We start from the raw sequence: 11,584 nt of genomic DNA on the forward strand, positions 1-11,584 counted from the left end.
ATTAACGATAAAAACATAGGTGAATTAGTTCACATGGATATCAATGAGTTATTTGATTGGTTCAAAAAATTACCTGAAAATTTATCCGAAAAACAAAATGCAATTGCTGTTGAAGTAATTAAAGAAATTGAATCGCGTTTGCAATTTTTATTAGATGTTGGTCTAAATTATTTGACCATAAATAGAAGTTCTAAATCGCTTTCTGGTGGTGAAGCGCAACGAATTCGATTGGCTACACAAATTGGATCGCAATTGGTTGGCGTTTTATATATTTTAGATGAACCAAGTATTGGATTGCATCAAAGAGATAATGAACGCCTGATAAAATCATTAGAGAACTTACGTGATATTGGAAATTCTGTTATTGTTGTTGAACACGACAAAGACATGATTGAACGTGCTGACTACGTAATTGATATAGGTCCAAAAGCAGGAAGATTTGGTGGAAAAATTATTAGTGAAGGAACACCAAAAGAATTATTAAAAGAAAATACCATGACTGCTCAATACATGAGTGGTAAAATGAAAATAGAAGTACCAACGGAAAGAAGAAAAGGTAATGGGAAAATCCTAAAACTTTCTGGTGCAACAGGAAATAACTTAAAAAATGTCACGGTTGAATTTCCATTAGGACAAATGATTTGCGTAACTGGAGTTTCAGGTTCTGGAAAATCTACTTTAATTAATGGAACGCTTTACCCTATTTTAAATGCTCACTTTTTTAATGGTGTAAAAAAACCACAACCTTACAAAAAAATTGAAGGATTAGAACATATTGACAAAGTTATTGAAATTGACCAAAGTCCGATTGGAAGAACTCCAAGAAGTAATCCAGCTACTTATACCGATGTGTTTTCTGAAATTAGAAAACTATACACAATGACACCAGAAGCCATGATTCGTGGTTATAAAGCAGGTCGTTTTAGTTTTAATGTAAAAGGTGGAAGATGTGATACCTGCGAAGGTTCTGGGGTTAGAACTATAGAAATGAGTTTCTTACCTGATGTTTATGTAGAATGTGAAACATGTCAAGGAAAACGTTTTAATAGAGAAACTTTAGAAATTCGTTACAAAGGAAAGTCAATTTCAGATGTATTGAATATGACTGTTGATGAAGCTGTAGTTTTCTTTGAATTGATTCCAAAAATATATAGAAAAGTTAAAACCATTCAAGATGTTGGATTAGGTTACATTACATTAGGGCAACAAAGTACAACGCTTTCTGGAGGTGAAGCACAACGAATCAAATTAGCTACAGAGTTATCTAAAAAAGACACCGGAAATACATTTTATATTCTTGATGAACCAACAACTGGATTGCATTTTGAAGATATTCGAGTATTAATGGGTGTTTTGAATGAATTGGTAGAACGAGGAAATACAGTCTTAATTATCGAACATAATTTAGATGTAGTGAAATTAGCTGACTATGTTATTGATATTGGTTATGAAGGAGGAAAAGGTGGTGGACAACTTATAGCCAAAGGAACTCCTGAGGAAATTGTAAAAAATAAAAAAAGTTACACGGCTCAATTCTTGAAAAAAGAATTAATTTAGCCTGTTTGTTTAATAATAAAAATAAGAATATGTCAGTAGATCAATACGAAAATGACGATCAAAGAATACAAGAACAATTAAAACAGAAAACTTGGAACGAAATAAGAACTAACGATTCATGGGCCATTTTTAAGATTATGTCCGAATTCGTAAATGGATATGAAGCAATGGGACGAATTGGTCCATGTGTTTCTATTTTTGGTTCAGCAAGAACGAAATCAGACGATCCAAGTTATTTATTAGCCGAAAAAATTGCCTACAAAATAAGTAAAGGTGGTTATGGAGTAATTACTGGTGGTGGACCAGGAATTATGGAAGCCGGAAACAAAGGAGCCCATTTTGGTGGAGGAACTTCAGTAGGTTTAAATATTGATTTACCTTTTGAACAACATTTTAATCCTTATATTGATAGAGATAAAAACTTAAATTTTGATTACTTCTTTGTAAGGAAAGTTATGTTTGTAAAATACTCTCAAGGTTTTGTAGTAATGCCTGGAGGATTTGGGACTTTAGATGAATTGTTCGAAGCAATTACTTTAATTCAAACTAAGAAAATCGCAAAGTTTCCAATAATTTTAGTGGGTACAGAATTTTGGTCAGGATTAATTGATTGGGTGAAGTCTACTTTGATTGAAAAGTATAAAACAGTTAGTCCAGATGATTTAAATTTAATTAAAATTGTAGATAATGAAGACCAAGTTTTAGAAGCTTTAGATAGTTTCTACAAGAAATACAACTTATCTCCTAACTTTTAATAAAACAAAAAAAGTCCTTCAAAACGAAGGACTTTTTTTATAATTTATTTCTCAAAAACTATCTGACAATAATCTTTTTAGTAATGCTTGAATTTTCGTTAGAAATCTTAACCAAATAAACTCCAGCAGTTACACCACTTAATGAAAGTGTAACTTCATTTGTAAATTTAACTTCTTTAATCATTTGTCCAGTAATTGAAAAAACTTCAGCTTTAGCTTCAGATTCAATTCCAGCAATTATAATATAGTCTGTAGTTGGATTTGGATAAACCACAACTTTTGAAGCTTCAAAATTCTCATTTCCTAAAGTATATGTTTGCCCAATATTACTTCCAAAAATATAACTCGCTAAATCTGGGTTATCAATAAATGGATTTCTATTAATTTGCCACGTATAAATATAATTATTTCTATTCATTTCAAAATCATCTGGTGGATCTTGTTGGTGCCATTGCAACAATGTAGCCAAATCTCCAATATAACCTGTTGGTGATTCAGAAACATCACCATTAACAACATTTAAAGCATTATACCTTACATCCATATACATTAATGCTCTTGCTACATCACCTTTCCATGAACCTAGCGTACCTGTTGGTCCAGCATACATTGTAGAAGTATTTACATTTCCAAAATTTTTATTACTACGAAAACTGTTTTCTGAACCATCTTCTGCTCTAATATGATGTGCATCTCCGTGACCTGTCAATAAATCATTTGCATTTGTTGGCAACCAAATATCAATTCCGTCTGCAGTTGAAGAAGTTCCATCTTGAAAACCACCTCTAGATTGAGCAAAAATATGTTCTCTATTCCAAACCCCAATATTATAATTACTTGTTTGATAATCTAATTTTGAACGTGGTTGTTCCACATACATTAACCAAACTTGACTACTGTTTAAAGGATTAATATCACTAACTTTTAATATTGTTTCTACATCACCATAATTTTGAGCATGTACAACACTTGGGTTAGCAATAATATCTTGCAAAGCTTGTTTCAAGGTAGTTCCAGATAAACCATTAATAGTACTATAATATCCTGCTGGTGCTGTACTTGATACAATTCCAAAAGTCGGATTCAAAGGCGTTCCCCATGGTTGTACAATGAAATTTGCATCGTGAACTCTAACTTTAACGTTATTTCTATTCATCATATAACCTGTTGGCACACTATCAACATAAATGTTTAATACTTCATCATCTTCATTAATACCATCATCTAACAATTGAATTGTTTTTACAACAGTTGTTTGTCCGACAGGAATGGTAACATTTAAATCACCCGTAAAATCACTTGAGTTAAAATTTCCAAAATCTAATACATAAGAAAAGTTTAAATCTGTACCAGAGATTGGCAAATTTGCAGTGTAAGTAATTGTTAAACTATTTGCTTCATCAACCTCTGTTAAAGATGTAGTAATGTTTATTCTAGTTATAGGAATTCCAGAACCATCATTATTTGCTCCAGGAGTTGGAATTTTTACTTCATATGTTCCATCATTTTTTCTTTGAACAGATTTTGAAGTTGAAGTAGTAGTTTCAATATCAGCAGAACAAATAGTAATTCCTAAAATTGTCATTAAATTTGTAGGATAATTTGAAGCATTATTGGTGTAAGCCACTGCATCAATTAAGTTTGTGTTTGTCGCAATTGTTTGATAAGGAAAATCAGTATCACTCCCCAAATATAAAGCTACAACATCTGGTCCATTTTGAATTGTGTTGTTAGGAATACTTCCTGCTGGTGCTGGAGAGACTTGACTGTTTCCAACGTGAACAATTCCGTTTATATCCGTTACATAACCATCTAAATCAAAAGTGTAATAACTTTGTGAACCTGAATAGGGTGCTGAACTTCCAGCGTTATAAAAAACCAAAACATATCCATCAAGAGACAAGTTAGGTGTGCTTGATTTTAATTCTACAAATTCATAATAATCAGTACTTGGATTATCTCCATCTACCTCATTAATAACTATTTGTGAAAAAATAAAATTTGAAATGAAAAGTGAAAAAAGTAAGAGTATTTTTTTAGACATAATATTTTTTTTCAAAGATAGCTTTTTAATAATGAATGAAAAGAAATCATTGTTAAGCTAATATCAATTTATCCTAAAAAATATCGTGAATATAGTGTTTCTTAACTATTGATTTTGCTATATTTACATTCAAAAAAATTGCTAAAATTTGAAATTATTTCGTTTCATACTAATCCTGCTATTGTTTCAAACTAACGTTTGGGCTCAACATAGCATAAATTTGAATGTTAAAGTTGATACTGAAAAACATCTTTTATTCATTCAACAAGAAATTTTGTATGCAAACAACACTAGTGATACCTTAACTTCAATTTTATTAAATGACTGGAACAATGCGTTTTCATCAAAAAATTCTGCATTAGCAAAACGATTTTCTGATGAATTTTCGAGAGTCTTTCATTTAGCTAAAGAAGAAGACAGAGGATTTACCAAAATAAATTCTATTGTAGATGAAAATTTCAATCAAGTAGTTTGGGAAAATTTTGAAGAAAGAGTCGATCTCATAAAAGTTTGTTTAAACAAACCCATATTACCCAATTCGAAGCAGAAAATTCTTTTTAATTATATCGTAAAAATCCCAAATGAAAAGTTTACAAAATATGGGTTTGATACTAATGGCAAAATATATCTAAAGGACTGGTTTTTATCCATACCAAGATACGAAAACAAACAATTCATCACCCAAAGCAATGAAAATTTAGATGACATTTCAAATGCTGTTAGTGATTATAAAATTGATATTGAATTCCCTAAAAATTACCAAGTTTTTAGCAGCCTAAATCAAAAAGTGATATTTGAAAACTTAACTAGTAAAAAACATACCTTAATAGCAAAAAGCAGGCAAACAGTATCTTTAATTTTAGAACCAATTGATGCCATTTCATTCAAAAGCTATAAAAATGAAAATGTAGAAGTAATTTCAAATTTTGAAGACAAACGTTTATCTGAAATTGAAGTAGCTTTAGTTATTGATAAAATCACTAAATATGTCTCTACTCAAATTGGAAATCCTAAAGAAAATAAAATTGTTGTTTCTAACGATGATTATAACAAAAATCCTTTTTATGGAGTTAATCAATTGCCTTCTTTTATAAATCCTTTTCCAGATGAATTTATATTTGAAGTACGATTTTTAAAGACTTATTTGAATAATTTATTAAAAGAAAAAATTCTAGTTAACCACAGAAAAGACCATTGGATTGAAGAAGGAATTCAACAATACATATTGATGAATTATATTGATTATTATTATCCAAAGTTCAAAATGATGGGTAGTTTATCCAAAATTAAATTACTAAAAGGCTACAATATTCTAAGTACAGATTTTAATGACCAATTTTATTATGTTTATCTGTTAATGGTTAGAAAAAACTTAGATCAACCCATAGGCAGTGATAAAAATTCTTTAATCAAATTCAACGAACAAATAGCTGGAAAATATAGAGCAGGATTGAGTTTACGTTATTTAGATTCTTATTTAGAAAATAATATAGTACAAAAAAGTATTGTTGAGTTTTTGAAAATGAATCAAGACATACAAACATCAAGATATGATTTTGAATATATTTTAAATCAAAATACACAAAAAGACATTGATTGGTTTTTTGATACAGTAATTAACAAAAGAGATTTGATTGATTATAAATTTGGATCCATTAAAAAACAAAAAGATTCGATAAGTATTTCTATAAAAAACAAAACGTTAACGAATGTTCCAATTCCTTTATATGGATTAAGTAACGATACTATTGTATATAAAAAATGGCTTACCAATATAAAAACAGATACGACTTTTGTAATTCCGAGAACTAATATAGATAAATTAGTTTTAAACTACAAAACTGAAGTCCCCGAAAATAATTTAAGAAACAATTGGTATTCATTAAAAGGCCTAATTTTTAACCATAGACCATTAAAATTTACTTTCTTTAAAGATTTAGAAAATCCCTATTACAATCAAGTATTTTATGTTCCAACAGCTGAATATAATTTATATGATGGCATAAAGATTGGAATGAAAATAAACAATCGTTCGCTCTTAAACAAACCTTTTTCTTTTGATATTTCGCCCGAATATTCTTCTAACACACAAAAATTTGTTGGAGGTATTTCAGCAATGGTCAATCAAAATGTTCGTGAAGGCCGTTTGTATAATATTAGATATTCAATGTCTGCTTCAATGTCACATTACGCACCAGAAGCTTTGTATACTAGAATTATTCCATCTATTCAATTTCGATTTAGAGATAATAATTTCAGATACAACAAAAATGAATACATTCAATTAACTCAATATTATGTTGATCGAGAAAAATCAAATTTTACAACTGATGTTAATACAGAGAATTATTCTGTTTTTAATGCAAAGTATTACAATATTCAGTCAGAAATAACAAAATTTTATTCCTTTCATACTGATTTGCAAATTGCAAGTTCTTTTGGAAAAATAGCTGCAGAAATTGAATACAGGAAACTCTTTGAAGATAATCGAAGAATTAATTTGCGTTTTTATGTAGGTACATTTATGTATAGAAGTACTAATTCAGATTTCTTTAGCTTTGGTGTAGACAGACCAACTGATTATTTGTTCAATTATAATTTATTGGGCCGTTCAGAATCAACTGGTTTATTCAGTCAACAATATGTAATGGGCGAAGGAGGTTTTAAATCTAAATTTGACACTAGATATGCAAATCAATGGATGTCAACTATAAACGGTAGTTTTAATATTTGGAATTGGATTGAAGTTTATAGTGATGTGGGTTTAGTTAAAAATAAATACATCAAAACACAATTTATTTATGATAGTGGAATTCGCTTAAATTTAGTTCCCGATTATTTTGAATTATATTTTCCGGTACAATCATCAAACGGATTTGAATTAAATCAAGATAATTATGGTCAAAAAATAAGATTTGTGGTTACTTTAAGTCCAAAAACACTAATTTCACTTTTTACAAGAAAATGGTTTTAATACTTATTCTTGAAAAAAAATCATTTTTATTAGATTTTTAGTTATTTATTTACAACAAAATAGCTAAATATTATGAATAATTTATTTTTAGCATAAAAAACAATTGCTTTTAACATAAATTATTCATTCAATTTATTAAATTTGTACCAAACCCAATTGTATAATTTATGGAAGCAAAAACCAAACAAAATATTTCATTTGAAGATTTTAAGCAAGAAGTTCTTTCTGATTTAAAAATTGCTATTACTAGTAGAGAATGTAGTCTTCTTGGAAGAAAAGAAGTATTAACAGGAAAAGCTAAGTTTGGTATTTTTGGAGACGGAAAAGAAGTTCCACAATTAGCCTTAGCAAAAGCGTTTAAAAATGGTGATTTCCGTTCAGGATATTATCGTGATCAAACCTTTATGATGGCAATTGGTGCTTTAAATATCGAACAATTTTTTGCGGGTTTATATGGTCATACGAATTTGGAAAATGATCCAATGAGTGCTGGTCGTCAAATGGGTGGCCATTTTGCTACACATAGTTTAGATGAAAACGGAAATTGGAACAACTTAACGTTACAAAAAAATTCAAGTGCAGACATCTCACCTACTGCAGGTCAAATGCCACGTTTGTTAGGTTTAGCACAAGCTTCAAAAATATATAGAAACGTAAACGGAATTACCAATAAAACTAACTTTTCAATAAACGGAAACGAAGTAGCTTGGGGAACAATCGGAAATGCTTCTACTTCTGAAGGTTTGTTTTTTGAAACTATAAATGCAGCTGGTGTACTTCAAGTACCTATGGTAATGAGTGTTTGGGATGACGAATACGGAATTTCGGTTCACGCAAGATATCAAACTACAAAAGAAAACATTTCAGAGATCTTAAAAGGATTCCAAAAAGAAAAAGACACTAACGGTTATGAAATACTAAGAGTTAAAGGTTGGGATTATCCGGCTTTAATTGAAACTTATCAAAAAGCTTCAACAATTGCTAGAGAACAGCATGTTCCTGTTTTAATTCACGTTCAAGAATTGACACAACCTCAAGGACATTCAACTTCTGGAAGTCACGAAAGGTATAAAAATGCTGAACGTTTGGCTTGGGAAGCTGATTTTGATTGTTTAGCTAAAATGAAAACATGGTCAATTGAAAATAAGATTTCAACAGCTGAAGAAATTGAAGAGTTAGAAAAATCAATTAAAAAAGAAGTTTTAGAAGGTAAAAAAGCGGCTTGGAACGCTTACTTAAACCCCATAAAAACAGAACGTGATGAATTAGTAGAATTGTTAAAATCAATTGCTTCAACAAGTTCAAACAAAGTTTTTATTGAAAAATATGCTTCGGATTTGGCTTCCATAAAAGAACCAATCCGAAAAGATACGCTTTCAACAGCTAGAAAAGTTTTACGTTTAATAAAAAATGAAGACAGTAAAGCTAATTTATCAGCTTGGATTTTTAGCTATAAAGAAACTATTCAACCTAAATTTAGTTCACACTTATTTTCTTCTTCAAAAGATGCTATTGCTAAGATAAATGAAATTAAACCAACTTTTGATGCAGCAGCAGAAGATGTTGATGCAAGAGTTGTGATAAGAGATAACTTTGATGCTATTTTCTCAAAATATCCTGAAACCTTAGTTTTTGGGGAAGATGCTGGAAATATTGGTGATGTGAACCAAGGTTTAGAAGGCATGCAAGAAAAATATGGTGAATTCAGAGTTTCAGATGCTGGAATTCGTGAAGCCACTATATTAGGACAAGGAATTGGAATGGCCATGAGAGGTTTAAGACCAATTGCAGAAATTCAGTATTTAGATTATTTATTATATGCTATTCAAATCATGAGTGATGATTTAGCAACCTTACAATATAGAACTAAAGGAAGACAAAAAGCACCTTTAATCATTCGTACACGTGGACATAGATTAGAAGGGATTTGGCATTCAGGTTCTCCAATGGGAATGATTATCAATGCTATTCGTGGAATTCACGTTTTAGTTCCAAGAAACATGACCAAAGCTGCAGGTTTCTATAACGCATTATTACAAACAGACGAACCAGCTTTAGTAATTGAATGTTTAAATGGCTATCGCTTAAAAGAAAAAATGCCAACTAATCTTGGAGAATTCACAACACCAATTGGAGTTGTAGAAACTATTAGAGAAGGGAAAGATATTACAATTGTTTCTTATGGTTCAACATTAAGAATCATAGAACAAGCTGCTAAAGAATTACAAGAACACGATATTAATGTTGAAATTATTGATGTTCAATCTTTATTACCTTTCGATTTGAATCATGATATTGTAAAAAGTATTCAAAAAACAAATCGTTTGTTAGTAGTGGATGAAGATGTTCCTGGTGGTGCAAGTGCTTATATTTTACAAGAAGTTGTAGAAAATCAATCGGCCTACAATTATTTAGATAGCAAACCACAAACATTAGCTGCTAAACCACATAGGCCTTCTTACGGAACCGACGGTGATTACTTTTCGAAACCAAGTATTGAAGATGTCTTCGAAAAAGTTTATGAAATAATGAATGAAGCTAATCCTAGTAAATATTCTAGTTTGTATTAAAAATATAAAAATCCTCAAATAATTTTTGAGGATTTTTTTTACAAATTAAGTTTTAAGTAAATATTTTGTTTATATTTGATAATCAATCAACTAGCCAAAAAACCACAAAACATGAACAAAATTACCCTTAAACTGTTTCTTATAGCAACATTATTTGTCAATCAAATATATGCCCAAATCGGAACAACATGTACAGATCCAATTCTTGTAACTAGTATTCCCTATAGTACGCAAGATGACACAACTAATTATTTAGATTTAATTGATGGAGCTCCTGGTTCTTCAGGATGTGGAACTACTGGAACTTATTTAAACGGAAATGATGTCTTTTATAAAATCACTCCAACAAATGCAAATCCTTTAACAATTTCGGCGCAAACAAATTCAACTTGGTCTGGATTATTTGTATACAATTCTTGTGCAAATATTGGTGTTAGTTGTGTTACTGGAACCACTTCTGGAAATGGAAATACTCTACCGGATTCAGTCACATTTACTCCAACTATTGGACAATCTTATTACGTAGTTATTTCTTCTTGGGCTGCACCTCAAACAATTTCTTATAATTTAACAATAACAGAAAATACTTGTACAAATATGGCAGCTAGTTTTGCTGTTGTGTCTAACTGTACTAGTGGAACAGATACTTTTTTTGTAACAGCAAATGTTACGAATATGGGTTCTGCAAGCTCAATCGCTGGAACAACAATTCCAGTTTCAACATCACAAATAGTAACAAATACAGGTCAAATTCAATTTGGACCTTTTGCAAATGGGACTAATGTTTCAGTAAATTTACAAAATCAACAAGATGCTAATTGTTTTAAAAATAGTTCATCCTTAACACAATTATTTTGTCCCGCAGTAAATGATTTATGCTCAGCAGCAATTCCTATCACGTGTGGAAGCACAATCACAGAAACAACTGTTGGTGCTACAACAACAGGAGCTTCAACTACTACATGTGGAATGACTTCTGGTTCTGGTGGTGTTTGGTATTCTTATATGGGTACTGGTGATATTGTTACATTTTCATTATGTGGCTCTAGTTTTGACACAAAAATTCAATTATTTACAGGTAGTTGTGGAGCATTTACTTGTGTAACTGGAAATGATGATTCTTGTGGATTACAATCTCAAGTACAAATAGCAACAACATCTAACACTTTATATTATATATATGTTTATGGATTAGGAAGTTCTCAAGGAACTTTTACTTTAAATACAACTTGTATTGCAGCTCCTCCTGTTCCTACAAATGATAATTGTAATACCGCAACACCGTTAACTGTTAATACAGACGGAACTTGTACAAATATAGCTTCGAGTACTATTTTTGGAGCCACAAGTTCTTCACAAGCAAACTCATGTGTAGGAACTACTAATGATGATGTTTGGTTTTCGTTTACTGCTACACATACACAACTCCTTGTAAGCATTCAAAATATTTCTGGTAGTACTTTAGATTTAAATCATGCTTTATATACTTCAACGGATGCAACAAACCCTTGCGATAATTTAACTCAAGTTCTTTGTAGTAATCCTAATCTAAGTATTTCAAATAGTTTAGTAATAGGAGAAATTTATTATATTAGAGTGTATTCATCAGGTTCAATACCCTTACAAACAACAACTTTTGATGTTTGCGTTTCTACTCTTCCACCGGCTCCTTCAAATGATTTTT

At 30.4% G+C, this 11,584-nt stretch carries 5 protein-coding genes and 1 pseudogene; 5 read left to right on the top strand and 1 reads right to left on the bottom strand.

Annotation, left to right across the window (positions count from 1 at the left end; all coding sequences use genetic code 11):
• Together uvrA and AACZ53_RS10700 are read left to right on the top strand one after the other, a co-directional pair.
• A partial coding sequence (uvrA, locus tag AACZ53_RS10695; RefSeq protein WP_339838124.1) for an excinuclease ABC subunit UvrA occupies positions 1-1,557 on the top strand: 1,557 nt, incomplete at its 5' end.
• A gap of 29 nt (positions 1,558-1,586) precedes the next feature.
• Positions 1,587-2,312 (top strand): TIGR00730 family Rossman fold protein, encoded by a 726-nt coding sequence (locus tag AACZ53_RS10700; protein ID WP_339838127.1) that lies wholly within the window; start codon positions 1,587-1,589, stop codon positions 2,310-2,312.
• Positions 2,313-2,370: 58 nt separating this feature from the next.
• Here the strand turns inward: AACZ53_RS10700 and AACZ53_RS10705 are convergent, their stop codons facing one another.
• Positions 2,371-4,356: an endonuclease gene (locus tag AACZ53_RS10705; RefSeq protein WP_339838130.1), complete on the bottom strand. Its 1,986-nt coding sequence runs from the start codon at positions 4,354-4,356 to the stop codon at positions 2,371-2,373.
• A 220-nt stretch (positions 4,357-4,576) separates the two neighbouring features.
• Here AACZ53_RS10705 and AACZ53_RS10710 point away from each other — a divergent pair, with 220 nt between their 5' ends.
• The 3 genes and pseudogenes from AACZ53_RS10710 to AACZ53_RS10720 all read left to right on the top strand — a co-directional run.
• The gene (locus tag AACZ53_RS10710; protein ID WP_339838134.1) at positions 4,577-7,330 is read left to right on the top strand and encodes an aminopeptidase; all 2,754 of its coding nucleotides are present in this window, start codon (positions 4,577-4,579) and stop codon (positions 7,328-7,330) included.
• Between the two features lie 167 nt (positions 7,331-7,497).
• A complete protein-coding gene (locus tag AACZ53_RS10715; RefSeq protein WP_339838136.1) occupies positions 7,498-9,900 on the top strand; it encodes a thiamine pyrophosphate-dependent enzyme in 2,403 nt (800 codons plus the stop codon).
• A 111-nt stretch (positions 9,901-10,011) separates the two neighbouring features.
• Positions 10,012-11,584, top strand: a pseudogene (locus AACZ53_RS10720) (hypothetical protein); the annotation flags it as partial.

The organism is uncultured Flavobacterium sp. (assembly GCF_963975005.1).
In the GTDB taxonomy this organism is placed as follows: Bacteria; Bacteroidota; Bacteroidia; order Flavobacteriales; family Flavobacteriaceae; genus Flavobacterium.

What these genes read in the sequence shown, in the direction of transcription:
- AACZ53_RS10700 (WP_339838127.1), top strand. Translation starts at nt 1,587, where the DNA reads ATGTCAGTAGATCAATACGAAAATGACGATCAAAGAATACAAGAACAA.
- AACZ53_RS10705 (WP_339838130.1), bottom strand. Translation starts at nt 4,356, where the DNA reads ATGTCTAAAAAAATACTCTTACTTTTTTCACTTTTCATTTCAAATTTT.
- AACZ53_RS10715 (WP_339838136.1), top strand. Translation starts at nt 7,498, where the DNA reads ATGGAAGCAAAAACCAAACAAAATATTTCATTTGAAGATTTTAAGCAA.